General features: G+C 58.4%; 16 protein-coding genes. 7 read left to right on the top strand and 9 right to left on the bottom strand.

Features of this window, described 5'->3' with window-relative positions; genetic code table 11:
- Window positions 1–54 precede the first annotated feature (54 nt).
- The 3 genes from lpdA (at window position 55) to uvrA (ending at window position 5,669) form a co-directional block, all read left to right on the top strand.
- Window positions 55–1,449, top strand: a complete 1,395-nt coding sequence (lpdA, locus tag K3754_RS11215) for a dihydrolipoyl dehydrogenase (RefSeq protein ID WP_259937290.1) — start codon at window positions 55–57, stop codon at window positions 1,447–1,449.
- 95 nt (window positions 1,450–1,544) lie between these two features.
- Window positions 1,545–2,702, top strand: a complete 1,158-nt coding sequence (locus K3754_RS11210) for an MFS transporter (protein WP_259937288.1) — start codon at window positions 1,545–1,547, stop codon at window positions 2,700–2,702.
- A gap of 81 nt (window positions 2,703–2,783) precedes the next feature.
- Window positions 2,784–5,669, top strand: coding sequence for an excinuclease ABC subunit UvrA (gene uvrA / locus K3754_RS11205; protein ID WP_259937279.1), 2,886 nt, complete (start codon window positions 2,784–2,786; stop codon window positions 5,667–5,669).
- Window positions 5,670–5,688: 19 nt separating this feature from the next.
- Here the strand turns inward: uvrA and K3754_RS11200 are convergent, their stop codons facing one another.
- From K3754_RS11200 to K3754_RS11180, 5 genes are all read right to left on the bottom strand, one after another.
- Window positions 5,689–7,026, bottom strand: coding sequence for an MmgE/PrpD family protein (locus tag K3754_RS11200; protein ID WP_259937278.1), 1,338 nt, complete (start codon window positions 7,024–7,026; stop codon window positions 5,689–5,691).
- Between the two features lie 71 nt (window positions 7,027–7,097).
- Window positions 7,098–7,973 carry a 3-hydroxyisobutyrate dehydrogenase gene (gene mmsB / locus K3754_RS11195; RefSeq protein WP_259943330.1) on the bottom strand — a complete coding sequence of 292 codons (876 nt, stop codon included), beginning with the start codon at window positions 7,971–7,973 and terminating at the stop codon, window positions 7,098–7,100.
- Between the two features lie 17 nt (window positions 7,974–7,990).
- Complete coding sequence (locus K3754_RS11190; protein ID WP_259937275.1) at window positions 7,991–9,022, bottom strand: enoyl-CoA hydratase/isomerase family protein; 1,032 nt, start codon at window positions 9,020–9,022, stop codon at window positions 7,991–7,993.
- The gene (locus K3754_RS11185; protein ID WP_203210991.1) at window positions 9,019–10,161 is read right to left on the bottom strand and encodes an acyl-CoA dehydrogenase family protein; all 1,143 of its coding nucleotides are present in this window, start codon (window positions 10,159–10,161) and stop codon (window positions 9,019–9,021) included. The genes K3754_RS11190 and K3754_RS11185 overlap by 4 nt, the downstream gene beginning before the upstream one ends.
- Before the next feature lie 156 nt (window positions 10,162–10,317).
- On the bottom strand, window positions 10,318–11,817 hold the full coding sequence (locus K3754_RS11180) for a CoA-acylating methylmalonate-semialdehyde dehydrogenase (RefSeq protein ID WP_259937272.1): 1,500 nt from the start codon (window positions 11,815–11,817) through the stop codon (window positions 10,318–10,320).
- Between the two features lie 116 nt (window positions 11,818–11,933).
- Between K3754_RS11180 and K3754_RS11175 the strand changes: the two genes are divergently transcribed.
- The 3 genes from K3754_RS11175 to coaD all read left to right on the top strand — a co-directional run bounded on the left by K3754_RS11175 (window position 11,934) and on the right by coaD (window position 13,887).
- Window positions 11,934–12,827: a LysR family transcriptional regulator gene (locus K3754_RS11175; RefSeq protein ID WP_259937271.1), complete on the top strand. Its 894-nt coding sequence runs from the start codon at window positions 11,934–11,936 to the stop codon at window positions 12,825–12,827.
- Window positions 12,828–12,885: 58 nt separating this feature from the next.
- Complete coding sequence (locus K3754_RS11170) at window positions 12,886–13,320, top strand: CBS domain-containing protein (RefSeq protein WP_203210993.1); 435 nt, start codon at window positions 12,886–12,888, stop codon at window positions 13,318–13,320.
- Window positions 13,321–13,386: 66 nt separating this feature from the next.
- On the top strand, window positions 13,387–13,887 hold the full coding sequence (coaD, locus tag K3754_RS11165) for a pantetheine-phosphate adenylyltransferase (protein ID WP_203210994.1): 501 nt from the start codon (window positions 13,387–13,389) through the stop codon (window positions 13,885–13,887).
- Window positions 13,888–13,931: 44 nt separating this feature from the next.
- Here the strand turns inward: coaD and gap (K3754_RS11160) are convergent, their stop codons facing one another.
- From gap (K3754_RS11160) to gap (K3754_RS11150), 3 genes are all read right to left on the bottom strand, one after another.
- Complete coding sequence (gap, locus tag K3754_RS11160) at window positions 13,932–14,933, bottom strand: type I glyceraldehyde-3-phosphate dehydrogenase (RefSeq protein WP_259937267.1); 1,002 nt, start codon at window positions 14,931–14,933, stop codon at window positions 13,932–13,934.
- A 124-nt stretch (window positions 14,934–15,057) separates the two neighbouring features.
- Window positions 15,058–15,201, bottom strand: coding sequence for a hypothetical protein (locus tag K3754_RS11155; RefSeq protein WP_259937265.1), 144 nt, complete (start codon window positions 15,199–15,201; stop codon window positions 15,058–15,060).
- Window positions 15,202–15,261: 60 nt separating this feature from the next.
- Window positions 15,262–16,263, bottom strand: a complete 1,002-nt coding sequence (gap, locus tag K3754_RS11150) for a type I glyceraldehyde-3-phosphate dehydrogenase (protein ID WP_203210997.1) — start codon at window positions 16,261–16,263, stop codon at window positions 15,262–15,264.
- Between the two features lie 181 nt (window positions 16,264–16,444).
- Between gap (K3754_RS11150) and K3754_RS11145 the strand changes: the two genes are divergently transcribed.
- Window positions 16,445–17,419, top strand: a complete 975-nt coding sequence (locus tag K3754_RS11145) for a DUF808 domain-containing protein (protein WP_259937264.1) — start codon at window positions 16,445–16,447, stop codon at window positions 17,417–17,419.
- On the opposite strand, the gene K3754_RS11140 is transcribed toward K3754_RS11145, so the two are convergent.
- A complete protein-coding gene (locus K3754_RS11140; RefSeq protein WP_259937263.1) occupies window positions 17,376–17,591 on the bottom strand; it encodes a hypothetical protein in 216 nt (71 codons plus the stop codon). The genes K3754_RS11145 and K3754_RS11140 overlap by 44 nt on opposite strands.
- Window positions 17,592–17,715 lie beyond the last annotated feature (124 nt).

Below are 17,715 nucleotides of genomic sequence, written 5' to 3'. Positions count from 1 at the left end.
ATATAGTTTAATGGTAAACTATATTCTGCAATCGTCACACAGTGAGGAAGTTCTATGGCCGCGAAATCCTTTGATTTGATTGTTATCGGGGCTGGCCCCGGTGGCTATGTTGCCGCGATTCGCGGTGCCCAACTGGGCATGAATGTCGCGATTGTTGAGCGTGAACATCTGGGCGGCATTTGCCTCAACTGGGGATGCATCCCGACCAAGGCCTTGCTGCGCTCTTCCGAAGTGTTCCACCTGATGCACCGTGCCAAGGAATTTGGCCTCAAGGCAGACGGCATCGGCTATGATCTGGATGAGGTTGTCAAACGCTCGCGCAAAGTGGCGGGGCAATTGTCAGGCGGCATCGGCCACCTGATGAAAAAGAACAAGATCACCGTCTTTATGGGGGCCGCGAAACTGGCCGGCAAGGGCAAGGTACACGTCAAAACCGACAAGGGCGAAGAAGACCTGACGGCCAAGAACATCGTTGTCGCCACCGGTGCCCGCGCCCGCGAACTGCCGGGGCTAGAGGCCGACGGCAAACTGGTCTGGACCTACAAACACGCGCTGCAGCCAGCGCATATGCCGAAAAAGCTGCTGGTCATCGGATCAGGGGCCATCGGGATTGAATTTGCCAGCTTCTACAACACCTTGGGTGCAGATACGACCGTGGTTGAAGTGATGGATCGTGTCCTTCCGGTTGAAGATGCCGAGATTTCGGCTTTCGCCAAAAAGGCGTTTGAAAAGCAGGGCATGAAGATCATGCAAAAGGCGATGGTCAAACAGCTTGATCGCGCCAAAGACAAGGTGACCGCGCATATCGAGGTGGGCGGCAAGACTGAGAAACACGAGTTTGACACCGTCATTTCCGCCGTTGGGATTGTCGGCAACGTCGAAGGGCTGGGCCTTGAGGAGTTGGGCGTCAAGATCGACCGCACCCATGTGGTGACCGATGAGTACTGCCGCACCGGTGTGGACGGTCTCTATGCCATCGGCGACATCGCTGGCGCGCCATGGCTGGCGCACAAGGCCAGCCACGAAGGGGTTATGGTTGCCGAACATATGGCGGGTCAGAAGGTCCATGCGATCAAGCCGGAATCCATCGCGGGCTGCACCTATTGCCATCCGCAGGTTGCCTCGGTCGGCTATACCGAGGCCAAAGCCAAGGAACTGGGCTATGACATCAAGGTGGGCCGCTTCCCCTTCATCGGCAACGGCAAGGCGATTGCATTGGGTGAACCCGAAGGCATGATCAAGACCGTCTTTGACGCCAAAACCGGCGAACTTCTGGGTGCGCATATGGTCGGGGCCGAAGTGACCGAGCTGATCCAAGGCTATGTTGTGGGCCGCCAGCTTGAGACCACCGAAGAAGACCTGATGAACACCGTCTTCCCGCATCCGACACTCAGCGAGATGATGCATGAGGCGGTGCTGGATGCCTATGGGCGCGTGATCCACATGTAAACCAAGCCGGGGGGCTGGAAGGCCCCTCGCGTTTCGGGCAAGGTGGGCCACTAGCGGCCCATCTATTGCGTGCCGGTTCCCAAGGCAGTGCAAGCGTGACCGACAGAACTTCTTTTCCTCTTGTGTTCGCCCTCTGGGGTGCGGGCCTTGGCGCGGCCGCGCAATATGGCAAGGTCAGCGTGATTTTTGATTTGTTGCCAGAGGTTTATCCCAATGCGGGTGCCGCCCTTGGCTTTGTCGTATCACTGGTCGGTTTCATTGGCATCCTTTTTGGTGTGGCGGCTGGCCTGTTGGTGGCGCGGATCCGCTATCGGCGGGCGTTGCTGTCGGCCCTGTGGCTGGGCGCGGCGGTATCCTTGACCCAAGCCCTTTTGCCCCCTTTGCCGTGGATGTTGCTCAGCCGGGTGGCCGAAGGCCTGTCACACCTGGCCATCGTGGTCGCCGCGCCCACCTTGATCGCCCAGATCAGCGCCCCCAAACATCGCGGTTTCACGCTGACCCTCTGGGGCACCTTCTTTGGCGTCGCCTTTGCGGTGCTGGCCTTTGCCGGGCGACCCTTGGCGATCTCATGGGGGCTGCCCGCGCTCTTTGCCGCGCATGGCCTCTACATGGCGGGTTTTGCGCTGTACCTGTCCGCGCGGTTGCGGGCCTTGCCCGCCGAAGCCGCCCAGCCCGCATTTTCCCTGACAGGCCTGTTGCGCGATCATGGTGTGATCTACCGTTCCGCCAGTTTAGCCGCGCCAGCAGCAGGTTGGCTTTTCTATACCTTCAGCTTTGTCTCCGTTCTGACGGTCCTGCCGCCCTATCTGGACCCCGACCTGCGCAATTTGATCATGGGTGCGATGCCACTGACCAGTATCGCGGTGTCCATGACGCTTGGCGTGGCTCTTTTGCGGCGCCTCACGGCGGTGCAGGTGGTCGAACTGGGCTTTGCCCTGTCCGCGTTGGCGGTGCTCTGGCTTTGGGCGGAGCCGGGTGCGCCCTTGGCCTGTCTGGCGCTTGCCGGGGCGATGGGGCTTATCCAGGGGGCCAGCTTTGCCGCAGTGCCGCAACTCAACGATACCGCCGCAGGGCAAGCCCGCGCCAACGGCGCGATGGCGCAAATGGGCAATATCGGCAACACCATTGGCACCCCGATCATGGCAGCAGGCCTTTCGATTGCGGGCTACACCGCGCTGCCGCTGCTGGCAGGTGGCGCCTTTGCGCTGGGTCTTGCGGCGCATTTGTGGTTGACGCATCTGCGCGCAAACTAAAATGTTCGCCTTTAGTTCTCATTTTTTCGTTGGAGAATCCCTGGAGGACAACTATGTACAAACCGTTAATGGGGGTGCTGCATGGCAGAGCTGAAACATATCGAGGTCCGCGGCGCACGCGAGCATAATCTCAAGAGCATCGACGTGGACATTCCGCGCGATAAGCTGGTGGTGATCACCGGCCTGTCGGGCTCGGGCAAATCCTCGCTTGCCTTTGACACGATCTATGCTGAAGGCCAGCGCCGCTATGTGGAATCGCTTTCGGCTTATGCCCGGCAATTCCTTGATATGATGCAGAAACCTGATGTGGATCACATCGCAGGTCTCAGCCCGGCAATCTCGATTGAGCAAAAGACAACGTCAAAAAACCCGCGCTCCACCGTGGGGACGGTGACCGAAATTTACGACTACATGCGTCTGCTGTTCGCCCGTGTCGGCACACCCTACAGCCCGGAAACCGGCAAGCCCATTGAGGCGCAACAGGTGCAAGATATGGTCGACCGGATCATGGCGATGGAGGAGGGCACACGCGCCTATCTTCTGGCCCCGATCATTCGCGACCGAAAAGGCGAATACCGCAAGGAATTCATCGAGTTGCGCAAGCAAGGCTTCCAGCGGGTCAAGGTCGACGGTGCGTTCTACGAGCTGGACGAACCGCCGACGCTGGACAAGAAATTCCGCCACGACATTGACGTGGTGGTGGACCGGATCGTGGTCCGCGAGGGGCTTGAGACACGGCTGGCGGACAGTTTGCGCACGGCGCTGGATCTGGCAGATGGCATTGCCGTTATGGAAACCGCGCCCAGCGAAGGCGATCCGGAACGCTATACCTTTTCAGAGAAATTTGCCTGCCCGGTCAGTGGTTTCACCATTCCCGAGATTGAGCCGCGGCTGTTTTCTTTCAACGCACCCTTTGGCGCTTGCCCCTCCTGTGACGGTCTGGGGGTTGAGCTGTTTTTTGACGAACGGTTGGTGGTACCCGACCAGAACCTGAAGATCTATGACGGCGCATTGGCCCCGTGGCGCAAGGGCAAGAGCCCCTATTTCAAGCAGACCATTGAGGCCATCGCAAAACACTACGGGTTTAATCAGAACACCAAGTGGAAAGATCTGGACCCGAAGGTGCAGCAGGTTTTTCTCTATGGCTCCGGTAAGGAAGAGATCAAGTTCCGCTATGACGAAGGCGGCCGTGTCTACGAGGTGACGCGAGTGTTTGAGGGGGTGATCCCCAATATGGAACGCCGTTACCGCGAGACCGACAGCAACTGGATCCGCGAAGAGTTTGAGCGCTACCAGAACAACCGGCATTGCGGCACCTGCGGGGGCTATCGTCTGCGGGCCGAAGCCTTGGCCGTGAAGATTGGCCCCAGCGACGGTCCAGCGGATCAATTGCTGCACGCGGGTCAGGTTGTTCAGATGTCCATCCGCGAGGCTTTTGACTGGTGCAACACAGTGCCGGAGCATCTGACGGTTCAGAAGAACGAGATCGCCAAGGCGATTTTGAAGGAGATCCGAGAGCGTCTTGGGTTCCTAAATAACGTTGGATTAGAATACCTTACGCTTGCGCGTTCAAGTGGTACATTAAGTGGTGGGGAAAGTCAGCGTATCCGTCTGGCCAGCCAGATCGGCTCTGGCTTGACGGGCGTTCTCTATGTGCTGGATGAGCCATCGATCGGCCTGCACCAGCGCGACAATGATCGTCTGCTCCTGACCCTCAAGAACCTGCGTGATCAGGGCAATACCGTGATCGTCGTTGAACATGACGAAGAAGCGATCCGCGAGGCCGACTATGTTTTTGACATCGGGCCGGGTGCCGGCGTGCATGGCGGACAGGTTGTGTCTCATGGCACGCCGGACGTTGTTGCAGCAGATGAAAATTCCATCACCGGGCAGTATCTGACCGGCAAACGAGAGATTGCCGTGCCCGCCACGCGGCGCAAGGGCAACAAGAAAAAGGTGCAGGTGGTCAAGGCCACGGGCAACAATCTGCAAAACGTTACTGTCGATTTCCCCTTGGGCAAATTTGTCTGCGTGACGGGGGTATCGGGGGGCGGCAAATCCACGCTGACCATCGAAACCCTATTCAAAACCGCATCCATGAACCTCAATGGCGCACGGCAAACACCGGCCCCTTGCGAAACCATCAAGGGGCTGGAACATCTGGACAAGGTGATCGACATTGACCAGCGGCCCATCGGGCGCACACCACGATCCAACCCTGCCACATACACTGGCGCCTTCACCCCGATCCGCGATTGGTTTGCCGGACTTCCCGAAGCCAAGGCAAGGGGTTACAAGCCAGGGCGGTTCTCGTTCAACGTCAAGGGCGGCCGCTGTGAGGCCTGTCAGGGCGATGGTGTGATCAAGATCGAGATGCACTTTCTGCCGGACGTTTACGTGGAGTGCGAGACCTGCAAGGGTGCCCGTTACAACCGCGAAACCCTGGAGATCAAATTCAAAGGCAAAAGCATCGCCGATGTGTTGGATATGACCGTGGAAGATGCGCAGAGCTTCTTTCAGGCGGTGCCGTCGATCCGCGAGAAAATGGACGCGCTGATGCGTGTTGGACTTGGTTATATCAAGGTCGGTCAGCAGGCGACAACGCTGTCCGGCGGTGAGGCGCAGCGGGTGAAGCTGTCCAAAGAGCTGTCAAAGCGGTCGACCGGACGCACGCTCTATATTCTGGATGAACCGACGACGGGCCTGCACTTCGAAGATGTGCGTAAGTTGTTGGAAGTGCTGCATGAACTGGTGGATCAGGGCAATTCCGTTGTGGTGATTGAGCATAATCTCGACGTGGTGAAAACCGCCGACCATATCATCGACATCGGTCCCGAAGGCGGCGATGGCGGTGGCCGTGTCGTGGCGACTGGCACACCAGAAAAGGTCGCCGAAGTCGCGGAGAGCTACACCGGCAGATACCTCAAGCCGATGCTCGAAAAACGCACCAAAGTCGCGGCGGAGTGATCCGTCCGCCGCGCTTGGGCTAAGGGGCAGTAAGGCTCAAATCCAGCAGGCGGGTGAAATCGGACGCGTTCAGGCTGTCGAAATTATCGCTTAGCTGTTCCAGCTCTTTTGCGCGATTGCTGCCGATGACCGGGTCGGCAAACAGGTGAAATTTCTCCGATATTTCCGCGTCTGACAGCGGCAGGTCATTGTCACCCTTGGGTGTGCGCGGCTGGTCCTGAAGGCTGCGCCCATCGGTGGTGTGGATCGTCACCTGCGCCCAACGTTTGCCGTGAGAGATTTTGGTGAAATGGTCGTCGTCGATCAAGTTCACCAGATTGCTAATTCTTTTGATTTCGGGGTCTTGCAGGGTGCTTGCCCCCAATTCAGGCACCCCGATCTGGCCGCGCACGATCATCGTGGCGACAGGAAATGCAATGCCATAGGCAAACTCGTCCGGGGTGGCCGGATTGTGCCCGGCAAGGCGTGTGGCGTTGTGGAATGTGGCGATATCGATGCCCGCGATGTCCTGTGGTGTCAGGCCGTATTCTGCCATCAAATGCGCCACGGCATCGATGCTCGGATGGGCCCAGCGGCAGCAAGGATAGGCCTTGTAGGACGTGTCTTCGACCGTGCGCCATTTGCTGCCCAGATCCTCCCAGAACTCTGGCGCTTGCTCGCACGTCAGGGCAGGGGCGCCGGTGAACCCTTCACGCGCCAGATAGGCCGCCACAACGCCGGAGGGCGCACCCCAGCCGACGCCGTCACGCACCATGGTGGGATAATCGATGCAGCGCATCATCTGGCTGCGCGGGCCGTGGTATTCGGCGATACCTGCCGCCTGTCGCAAGGCTTCCGCATCGCATCCCAGCATCCGCGCGGCAGCCACAGCCACGCCAACGGCGGTCCAGGAGCCGGAGGTGTGATAATCAGGACAGGTCGCGTGCTGGGCAAGGCCGGCGCGGCAGCTGATCTCGTAGCAGACCGCAAGATATACCGCAAAATCCTGTCCAGTCAGGGGTTTATCCACCACTTCTGCCATCGCCAAAAGCGCCGGAAACGCGGCGGATCCGACGTGGCCTTTGCAAGGTGAGGTGGTGTCATGGGCGTCGATCGCATCCACGGTAAACCCGCCCGCCATCGCCGCGCCCGCAGGGGAGAGCAGACTGCCGTCCATCAATGCCCGTGCGCCGCCCGCCGTGCCGGGGCCGAAGGTTGCCCGCGCCCCGCGCACCGCATATTTTGCCATATCCGTGGTAGACGCCACGGCCGCCACGCCCAAAGTGTCGGTAAAGGATCGCCGCAACACCGCCAGCAGGTCTGCAGGCAGGTCGGCATAGGTCAAACTGGCGGAAAATTCGTGAAAAGGGACAGGCATATCAGGCTCCAGCGCTGTGGTATCCTGTCAGCCTATCCCTCCAAATGTGGCAGAAATGCCTGTTTGCGACCTCAGGAGTCGCGCCCGCGTGAAGCAAACCGTGGCAACATCGCGGAGAAATCCTTGCCTTTGCCATCTTCGTTCTCAACGAATTGCGCATAAAGCTGCCGTGCCAACGCGCCCATCGGCGTGTCGGCGTCGACCATTTCGGCGGCTTGCTGGCTCAGGCCCAGATCCTTGAGCATCAGTTCAGCTGCAAATCCAGGTTTATAGTCGTTATCCGACGGTGAGGTCGGCCCGACGCCCGGCGCGGGGCAATAGGCGTTCATCGACCAGCTGTAGCCCGACGAAGTGCTGACCACGTCAAACATCTTCTGGCGATCAAGGCCCAGTTTGTCGGCCAGGGCAAAGGCCTCGCAGGTGGCGATCATGGTTGCGCCCAGGATCATGTTGTTGCAGATTTTCGCGGCTTGCCCCGCGCCTGCATCGCCGCAATGCACGGCTTTTTGGCCCATGATGTCAAACAGCGGTTTTGCGGTATCAAAGGCCTTGTCAGACCCGCCCGCCATAAAGGTCAAGGTGCCGCCCGCGGCCCCGCCGATGCCGCCCGATACCGGAGCGTCAACAGCCATAACGCCAGCATTTTCAGCAGCTTGCGCGGCGTACCTCGCGCTTTCCACGTCAACGGTCGAGCAATCAATAAACACCGCGCCACTGCGCATATGCGGGATCAATTCATCTGCCACCTGGCGCAGGATGGCACCGTTCGGCAACATGGTGATGACCACATCCGCGCCCTGCGCCACCTCTGCGATGCTGGCGGAGGGGGTGACACCCTCGGCGGTGGTTCCGGCCACGTCAAAGCCGCGGATCCGATGACCCGCTTTGGCCAGATTTGCGGCCATGGGCGCGCCCATGTTGCCAAGTCCGATAAATCCGATGTTCAGGGCTGTCATAGGGCCTCCTAGAGTTTTAACGCATCCGCCCCCAGCGGGCGCAGCATTTGGGACACCGCGGCAAGCGGCACATTCATATCGGCATATTGCCAGGATGGGTTGCGGTCCTTGTCGATGATCGCGGCGCGGACACCTTCGAGGAAATCACCATGCTCCATCGCGCGGAAGGTAAAGCGGTATTCCAGATCAAGGGCTTTTTCCAAGGTCAGGGAAGGGCCGCGCAACCGGTGCATCATCTCGACAGTGCAGGCCATCGAAAGCGGCGAGGAACGTCCCATTTTCTTGAGCGTGTCCTGCGCAAATTCGCTTTCGTCGCGGCGCAGGTCGGTAAGGATATCGCCAAGGGTCTCACCGCCCAGAAGCGCATCAATTTGTGGCTGTGCGGCCCGAAGCGGGCCCGGCTCGGGGGCTTCGGATACCGTATCGATCACAGAAGGATCGCCGGTTTCCTCCAAAGCCTCTATCAAAGTTATCCACTTGAACTGTGAAACGTAAGTATCTGCAAAGCCGCACAGAATGGCATCATCCGCGTTCATTCGGCTGGCAGTTATCCCCAGGTATTCCCCAAGACGGCCCGGGGCCAGAGCAAGCATCAATGAGCCGCCCACGTCAGGCACAAGCCCAATGTTGCATTCGGGCATTGCGATCTGGCTGGTTTCACCGACAATCCGGTGCGATCCATGGCAGCCAATGCCAACGCCGCCGCCCATGGTAAAACCTTGCAGGAAGGACACCACTGGTTTGGGGTAGTTGAAAATCTTGTTGTTCAGACGGTATTCATCCGTCCAGAACTGACGACCATAGGCATAATCGCCCTTGGATCCGGTGGCATAAAGCTCGGCGATGTCACCGCCCGAGCAGAAGGCGCGGTCGCCTTCCGCATCGAACACGACCAGCAACACGTTGTCATCTGCCGCCCATGCGTCCATGGCTTTTTCGATCGCCAGACACATCTCATAAGTCATCGCATTGAGCGCCTGCGGGCGTTGCAGGGTGATGCGTCCCGCCCGCCCAACTATCCGTAAGCTTATGTCTTTCATCGGTTTTTCAGCATCTCGCGGGCGACAATGACACGCATAATCTCGTTTGTGCCTTCCAGAATTTGATGCACACGCAGATCACGCACCAGCTTTTCAATGCCATAATCGGCCAGATAACCGTATCCGCCGTGCAGCTGCAGACATTGATCCACAACCTTGCTGCCGGTCTCAGTAACAAACTTTTTCGCCATCGCGCAGAACTTGGTTGCGTCGGGCGCGCCGTTGTCCAGCTTCCATGCAGCCTGCCGCAAGAAGGTGCGGGCGGCCTGCAATTCGATTTCCATATCCGCGAGACGGAATTGAAGCCCCTGAAACTGGTCGATGGGTTTGCCAAAGGCCTGACGCTCGCCCATATAGTTCAGTGTTGCGGTCAATGCGGTCTGGGCCGCGCCCAAGGAACAGGCCGCGATGTTCAGACGGCCGCCATCCAGCCCCATCATCGCATATTTGAAACCTTTTCCTTCTTCACCTACCAGATTTCCCGCAGAAATGTTGCAATTGTCAAACTGCACTTGCGCAGTTGGCTGGCTGCGCCAACCCATTTTGTCTTCCAAACCACCAAAGGAAAGTCCCTCGGTGCCGTCCTCGACGTATACGGTGGACACGCCCGCCGCGCCATCATCGGAAGTGCGCACCATGCAAACATAAGCGTCGGAATAACCTCCACCGGAGATGAACGCCTTGGTGCCATTGAGGGTGTATCCCTCATTTGTGCGCTCCGCGCGGGTCTTGAGGGCAGCAGCGTCAGAGCCAGATCCCGGTTCGGTCAAACAATAGGACAGCACGGTATTCATGGAGAGCACATCTTCCATGATCCGACCTTTGAGTTCGTCACTTGCGAATGTGTCCAGCATTTTGGCGCACATGTTGTGGATCGACAGGAAAGCCGCAACGGAGGGGCAAGCCATCGACAGTGCCTCGAACACCAGCGTTGCGTCCAGACGGGTCAGACCAGAACCGCCAGCCTCTTCAGATACATAAAGCCCGCCAAAGCCTAGCTCGGCGATGCGCGGCCACAGATCCTTGGGGATGGTTTCGTCCTTTTCCCATTGTTGGGCGTAGGGGGCGATGTGTTCTTGCCCAAAGGCATAGGCCATGTCGAAAATGGCGGTTTGTTCTTCGCTGAGTGCAAAATCCATCACGTATCTCCCGAGGTGCGCGTTATTGAACGGATGTTAAATTCCAATCTTTGCGAGAGTATTGCAAGAGCTCATCGTAAGATCGGGATCGCGGGCAGTTTCGGGCGCCGCGTGGCCCAAGGGGCAGGGTGCGCCGCAACGGCGCACCCCTGATTTTTATTCCATCACCGGAATGGAGAATTCGCCGCCTTCTTTGATGCCCGACGGCCAGCGTGCGGTCACGGTTTTGGTGCGTGTGTAGAATTTGAACGCATCCGGCCCGTGCTGGTTCAGATCGCCAAAGACGGATTTTTTCCAACCGCCAAAGGTGTGATAGGCCAGCGGCACAGGGATCGGCACGTTGATGCCGACCATGCCGATGTTGATCCGGTTGGCAAAATCACGCGCCGCATCGCCATCGCGGGTATAGATCGCGGTGCCGTTGCCGTATTCGTGATCCATCGCCAGGCCAATTGCCTCTTCGTAGGATTTCGCACGCACACAGGTCAGCACAGGTCCAAAGATCTCCTGCTTGTAGATATCCATGTCTTTGGTCGCTTTATCAAACAGATGCGGCCCGACAAAGAAGCCGTCCTCATAGCCTTGCAGTTTGAAATCACGGCCATCGACAACCAGTTCCGCGCCTTGGTCGATACCGGTTTGTACCAGACGTTCGATATTGGCTTTCGCGGCGGCGGTCACGACGGGGCCGTAATCCACATCATTGCCAGCGGTGTAAGGGCCAACCTTCAGCTTTTCGATGCGCGGAACCAGCTTTTCGATCAGGCGGTCGGCTGTTTCCTCGCCCACGGGCACCGCAACCGAGATCGCCATGCAGCGTTCGCCCGCCGCGCCGTAACCGGCACCGACCAGCGCATCGGCGGCCTGATCCATGTCGGCGTCCGGCATGATGATCATGTGGTTCTTGGCGCCGCCGAAACACTGGACCCGTTTGCCCTGTGCGCAGCCTGTGCCATAGATATATTCGGCAATCGGGGTAGAGCCGACAAAGCCAACCGATTGAATAACATCATGATAAAGGATCGCGTCGACGGCTTCTTTGTCGCCGTTCACAACCTGCAGGATACCCTTTGGCAGCCCCGCTTCTTCGGCCAGTTCCGCCAGCATCAGCGGCACCGAGGGATCACGCTCGGACGGTTTGAGGATAAAGGCGTTGCCGCAGGCGATGGCCGGGGCAAACATCCACATCGGGATCATCGCAGGGAAGTTGAAGGGCGTGATGCCCGCCGTCACACCCAAAGGCTGGCGCATGGAATACATGTCGATGCCGGGGCCGGCGCTGTCGGTAAATTCACCTTTCAGCATCTCGGGCGCACCGATGCAATATTCCACAACCTCAAGGCCTCGCTGTACGTCGCCTGCGGCATCGGGGAGGGTTTTGCCGTGCTCACGGGACAGGGCCTCGGCCAGTTTGTCCATGTCGCGGTTCAGCAAGCCCACCAGCTTCATCAGCACCCGTGCGCGGCGCTGTGGGTTGGTCGCGGCCCAGCCGGGCTGTGCGGCGGCGGCATATTCAACCGCTTTGTCCATCTCTTCCTTGCTGGCCAGCGGGCATTTTGCCTGCACTTCGCCGGTCGCGGGGTTCATCACATCGGCAAAACGGCCCGACGTGCCTTTGACATGTTCACCGTTCAGATAGTGGGTAAGCTCTTGCATTATGTCCTCCATTGGCATTTGCCGCAGGATAGGCTTGCAAAAAGACATGTAAAAGAGGCAAGATTTCAAAATGGTTTTGCAATTTTGCAAAATGTAAGCTGGGAAATATCGCTGCAATGCAAAACTGGGATGACCTGCGGCTGTTTCTGGCCGTCGCACGGGAACAAAGCCTGTCTGGCGCGGGCAAACAACTGCGGCTTGATCCGGCAACGTTGGGGCGGCGCGTGGCGCGGCTGGAAAAGAATCTTCAGGCGGTTCTGTTTGTAAAATCTCCGCAGGGCTATGCGCTGACCGAAGCGGGCAGTCAGTTGATGGAGCGGGCCGAAACGGCAGAGCAGGCGATGCGTGTCGCCACGGCAGGTGTTTCCGCGCCCAGCGACCGGTTGAGCGGCCAGATTCGCATCGGTGCGCCCGATGGCTGTGCCAATTTCCTGTTGCCGCAGGTCTGTGCGGGGATCGTGGCCGAAAACCCCGGTCTGGATATTCAGATTGTGGCCCTGCCGCGCGTGTTCAACCTGTCGCGGCGGGAGGCGGACATGGCCATCGGGGTCAGCGCCCCGACGGCAGGGCGGCTGGTTGTCCAGAAAATCACCGACTACCACCTGCATCTGGCGGCCTCTGTCCAGTATTTGCAGGACCACCCCAAGATCACTGAACAGGCCGATCTGCGATCGCACCGGCTGGTTGGTTATATCCCCGACATGATCTTTGACCGTGAGTTGGATTACCTGGGCGATCTGGGTGAGGCGCGCGTGCCTTTGGCCTCCAATTCCGTATCCGTACAGGTGCATATGATCCAGCAGGGCGGCGGTGTTGGAGTGGTGCATGATTTCTCGCTGCCCTTTGCGCCGGGGGTTCAAAAAATTCTGGAACATGACGTCAGCCTGACACGGTCCTTCTACCTGATCCGACACGCCGACGATCAACGTAACCTGAGATTGAGCCGCTTTGCCGATCAATTGATCACCGCCCTGCGCTCTGAGGTCGCAGCGCTTGAGGCAAAAGCTTGACTCAATTGCCCAATCTGGTGACGCTGGTGTTAGGGATGAATTAATTGGAGGTCCTGCCATGCTGGTGTCACAAATTCTCAAGACCAAACCTGACGATGCGGTGGTGACGTCCCCCCCAAGTTTATTGATCTCCGAAGCGGCCAAAATCCTGTCGGAAAAACGGATCGGGACCTTGGTGATTTCCAAAGACGGCAAAGCCCCCGATGGCATCCTGTCAGAGCGGGATATCGTGCGTGAGCTGGGCAAATCCGGCAGTGGTTGTCTGACCCTGACGGTGGACAAATTGATGACGTCGAAACTGGTCACATGTTCGCGGGACGACCGCGCCGATGAAGTGCTGCAAAAAATGACCGAAGGGCGGTTCCGGCACATGCCGGTGCTCGAGAATGGCAATCTGGTTGGCCTGATCTCGCTTGGGGATGTGGTCAAGGCACGCCTGATGGAACTGTCGATGGAAAAAGACGCCCTGCAAGGGATGATCATGGGGCATTAAGCCGCTTGCGCCTTTGGGCAAGCCATGTTTGCTTGCCCGCCAAAGATTCTAACTGAGGATTGCCTCATGCGCGTTGGCCTGTATCCCGGCACTTTCGATCCCATCACATTGGGCCATATTGACATTATTCGCCGCGCGACAACGTTGGTGGACAAGCTGGTGATCGGCGTTGCGATCAACCGTGACAAGGGGCCGCTCTTCAGTCTGGAAAAGCGGGTCGAGATGATAGAGGCCGAATGTGCCGAGCTCAGCCGCCAAACCGGGGTCGAAATCGTTGCCCATCCGTTTGAAAACCTTTTGATTGATTGCGCCCGCGATGTGGGCGCCCAGATGATCGTACGTGGCTTGCGGGCTGTGGCGGATTTTGAATATGAATATCAGATGGTTGGTATGAACCGCCAGCTTGATAATTCAATTGAGACCGTGTTCCTGATGGCCGAAGCGCAGCATCAGGCGATTGCCAGTAAACTGGTCAAGGAGATCGCGCGCCTTGGCGGTGACGTCAGTAAATTTGTCACCCCGAGCGTGAACAACGATCTTCTTGAGAAGTTTCCGCGCAAGGTCTAACCGCCCCGAAGTTGGGGCGGTGCGGAACAGTTTGGGGGCAGGGCTTACAGATAGCCGGCCATCACGCCGGCTGTGTCCAGCATCCGGTTTGAGAATGCCCATTCGTTGTCATACCACGCCAAGACCCGCAGCAGATTGCCTTGCTGCACTGAGGTTTGATCGCTGGCAAAGATCGTGCTGCGCGGATCGTGGTTGAAATCAATCGACACCAATTTGCGGTCGGTCACGCCCATCACACCCGCCAGGGGACCGTCCGCGGCGGCCTGCATCGCGGCATTTACCTCCTCGGCGGTTACGTGCCTTTTCAGCTCCACCACCAGATCCACGCAGGACACATTGGGCGTCGGCACGCGGATGGCGGTGCCTGTGATCAACCCGTCCAGATGTGGCAGCACCACGCCCAATGTCTCGGCCGCACCCGTGGTTGTCGGGATCATCGAAAGCGCTGCGGCACGGGCACGATAAAGATCTTTGTGGTCCCGATCATGCACCGGCTGGGTGCCGGTGTAGCTGTGCACGGTGGTCATATGGCCGCGTTGGATGCCGAAGGCCTCATGCAGCGCATGGGCAAGGGGGGCGAGACAATTTGTGGTGCAGGAGGCATTGCTGATCACCGCTTCGGAGCCATCGATAAGCCCGTGGTTCACCCCGTAAACAACTGTTTTTATGTCGCCTTTGCCGGGGGCAGAGATCAGCACCCGCTTTGATCCGTTCTTGAGGTGCAGCCCGGCCTTTTCCGGGCTACGGAAATGACCGGTGCATTCCAGCACGATATCCACATCCCCCCAGGGCAGCTGATCCGGTGCCCGTTCAGCCGTGACCCGGATCGGGCCACGCCCCACATCCAGCGTATCTTTGCCAAGGGTCACAGGGCGGCCAAAGCGGCCATGCACGGAATCAAATTCAAACAGATGCGCGTTGGTCTCCAGTGGGGCCAGATCATTGATCGCCACCACTTCAAACATATCATCGCCGCGTTCCATAATCGCCCGCAGCACATTGCGTCCGATGCGCCCAAAGCCATTGATGGCCAGTTTCACAGTCATGGCATCACCTTTTGATCAAATTATCTGTGCTGAAAATGCGCTCTTGCGGCGCAGTGTCAACGCCCTGAGAGGGAATAAAAAGTACCGATACAATGTTCTGCGATGCAGCAATCGCAGCAGGGCATCACCGCCAGAAGGCGACCCATTCGATCAGTTCGAGGAACTTTTGGGCAAGGAAAATAATATGTTCGGTGCCAAACAGGATCATATCAATCACCAAAGCGGTGATCAGGAATGACCCCAGAATAATGGCAAGGCGGTTTGTCACGTCTTATTCGTCCAGATGATGCGCCCCCGATATGACAGGGGCACATCTCGGATGCAAGGATCAGCCCAACTGGCCCATGGCGACGGCCACGTCGGCCATGCGCACCGAAAACGCCCATTCGTTGTCATACCAGCCCAGCACGCGCACGGTGCGGTCGGCCACAACGATGGTCTGGTCCGGGGCAAAGATGCAGCTTTCCTCGGTATGGTTGAAGTCAATGCTGACCTTCTGTTCCGGGTCATAGCCCAGCACACCTTTCATATGGCCCTCTGCGGCGGCCTTGGCGGCGGCGTTGACCTCTTCGACGGTCACATCGCGCGAGGCGGTGAAGGTCAGGTCAACCGCACTGACGTTTGGTGTCGGAACACGCATCGCTGTGCCGTCCAGCTTGCCTTTGAGGGCGGGCAGAACCTCACCCAATGCCTTGGCCGCACCGGTGGAGGTCGGGATCAGGGCCATCGCTGCGGCGCGGGCGCGGTAAAGGTCAGAGTGGCGACGGTCCAGCGTCGGCTGGTCGCCGGTGTAGCTGTGGATCGTCGTCATCAGCCCGCTTTCGATGCCGATCGCCTCATGCATCACCTTGGCCAGGGGCGCAAGGCAATTGGTGGTGCAAGACCCGTTTGAGATCATCCGGTCCGATTTTTGCAACGTGTCGTGATTGACCCCGTAAACCACGGTGCGGTCTACGTTTTTGCCCGGCGCAGACAGCAGAACCCGCTTGGCGCCCTGTTCCAGATGCACGCCGGCCTTGTTGCCGTCGTTGAACTTGCCGGTACATTCCAGAACCACGTCACAGCCGGACCAGTCGAGTTCCTCAAGGTTATAGGTCGACATCACTTCGATGTCGTTGCGGCCCAGATTGATATAGCCGTCATCAACTGTGATCTCGCCTGGAAAGCGGCCATGCACGGAATCGTACTTGATCAGATGCGCCGCCGTGGACAGCGGCCCGGTGGCGTTGATTTTGACCACTTCGATATCTTCACGCGCAGAGGCGGAGATATGGCTCAGCGTGCAACGGCCAATCCGGCCAAATCCGTTAATACCAACTTTGATGGTCATGGCGGCAATCCTTTATGGGGGCTTTGGGCGCTCTATATCTGGGGCGTGCCCAAAGGTTAAAGGGGCAATCCGGCCTGATAAGGGACTGTTAGCGATAAACTTTTGTGTTAGCGATAACCCAGAGGTTTTGCCGGGGGCGGTTTCCGCGCTAGCTTGGGCAGGTAATAAGAAGGATGGGGTTATGAGTGGTCTGATTGCATTGCTGGACGATGTGGCGGCGATTGCCAAAGTGGCGGCGTCATCGGTGGATGATGTGATCGGGCAGGCGGCCAAAGCCGGGTCCAAGGCCGCAGGCGCGGTGATTGATGACGCGGCTGTGACGCCCAAATATGTGCAGGGATTCGAGGCGAGCCGCGAATTGCCGGTGATCTGGCGGATCACCAAGGGATCGTTGCGCAACAAGCTGTTGTTCCTTCTGCCCGTTGGCCTTGCCCTGTCAAATTTTGCCCCCTGGGCCATTCCGCCGCTGTTGATGCTGGGTGGAGCCTACCTGTGTTTTGAGGGGGCGGAAAAGGTCGCGCATGCGCTGGGTCTCAGTCACGGCCATGAGGATTTTCCCGGCCATGATGTGATCCCCGATGATCCGGCACATCTGGAAGAACAGAAAGCCGCCGGGGCGATCAAGACCGATTTCATTCTTTCCGCCGAGATCATGACCATTGCACTGGCCGCCATTCCGCCCAGCAATTTCTGGATGGAGGCCGCGACGCTGGCGGCGGTGGCGGTGATGATCACGGTTGCGGTCTATGGATCGGTTGCGGTGATCGTCAAAATGGACGATCTGGGCCTGCTGATGGCCAACAAGGGGCGGCTCGGATTGACCCGGTCTATCGGGCGCGGTTTGGTCAAAGGCATGCCGGGGTTTCTCAAGGCGCTTACGATCATCGGCACCGCCGCAATGCTCTGGGTGGGTGGATCCATCATCATTCACGGTCTGGAAGAATTGGGCTTTGGCACCCTCGGCCACTGGGTGCATGACCTGGCCTATGCCATCGGGCACAGCATGCCTGACCGGTTTGTCGGCATCGTTGAATGGGCATCAAAGGCCGTGATGGACGGGGTGTTCGGTTTGGCGCTTGGGCTGATCCTGATCCCCATCGGGGAAAAGGTGATTACACCGCTTTGGCGTGGGATTTTTCACCGCCGCGCGGCGTAACCGCCCGGCGCTGATTGCGCAGGTAGGCCAGGCAGATCACAGTTACCATTACCAGTTGACCGAACAATACGGCCAACCCAAACGCGCCCGCCGCAGAGCCGCCGTTGGCCAGATGGTAGATACCGGACGCAAGGCCAGACATCACTGCAATCAAGAGATACGCAATCGCCACTGTTGTCCTTTCCCATCCGTTTTGCAGCCAGAATAAACCGATCCGGAATAACAACTCGTTAACGTTACAGCCACAACCCTAAGTTAAGTGGCGCACATTGCAACAGGTTTGTGAACCGGCAATA

This window comes from Sulfitobacter sp. M368, assembly GCF_025141875.1.
Lineage (GTDB): Bacteria > Pseudomonadota > Alphaproteobacteria > Rhodobacterales > Rhodobacteraceae > Sulfitobacter > Sulfitobacter mediterraneus_A.
The sequence above is the reverse complement of the archived record's forward strand: the minus strand, read 5'-3'. Positions and strand labels throughout refer to the sequence as shown.

What these genes read in the sequence shown, in the direction of transcription:
- lpdA (WP_259937290.1), top strand. Translation starts at nt 55, where the DNA reads ATGGCCGCGAAATCCTTTGATTTGATTGTTATCGGGGCTGGCCCCGGT.
- uvrA (WP_259937279.1), top strand. Translation starts at nt 2,784, where the DNA reads ATGGCAGAGCTGAAACATATCGAGGTCCGCGGCGCACGCGAGCATAAT.
- K3754_RS11200 (WP_259937278.1), bottom strand. Translation starts at nt 7,026, where the DNA reads ATGCCTGTCCCTTTTCACGAATTTTCCGCCAGTTTGACCTATGCCGAC.
- K3754_RS11190 (WP_259937275.1), bottom strand. Translation starts at nt 9,022, where the DNA reads ATGAAAGACATAAGCTTACGGATAGTTGGGCGGGCGGGACGCATCACC.
- K3754_RS11185 (WP_203210991.1), bottom strand. Translation starts at nt 10,161, where the DNA reads ATGGATTTTGCACTCAGCGAAGAACAAACCGCCATTTTCGACATGGCC.
- K3754_RS11180 (WP_259937272.1), bottom strand. Translation starts at nt 11,817, where the DNA reads ATGCAAGAGCTTACCCACTATCTGAACGGTGAACATGTCAAAGGCACG.
- K3754_RS11175 (WP_259937271.1), top strand. Translation starts at nt 11,934, where the DNA reads ATGCAAAACTGGGATGACCTGCGGCTGTTTCTGGCCGTCGCACGGGAA.
- K3754_RS11170 (WP_203210993.1), top strand. Translation starts at nt 12,886, where the DNA reads ATGCTGGTGTCACAAATTCTCAAGACCAAACCTGACGATGCGGTGGTG.
- coaD (WP_203210994.1), top strand. Translation starts at nt 13,387, where the DNA reads ATGCGCGTTGGCCTGTATCCCGGCACTTTCGATCCCATCACATTGGGC.
- gap (WP_259937267.1), bottom strand. Translation starts at nt 14,933, where the DNA reads ATGACTGTGAAACTGGCCATCAATGGCTTTGGGCGCATCGGACGCAAT.
- gap (WP_203210997.1), bottom strand. Translation starts at nt 16,263, where the DNA reads ATGACCATCAAAGTTGGTATTAACGGATTTGGCCGGATTGGCCGTTGC.
- K3754_RS11145 (WP_259937264.1), top strand. Translation starts at nt 16,445, where the DNA reads ATGAGTGGTCTGATTGCATTGCTGGACGATGTGGCGGCGATTGCCAAA.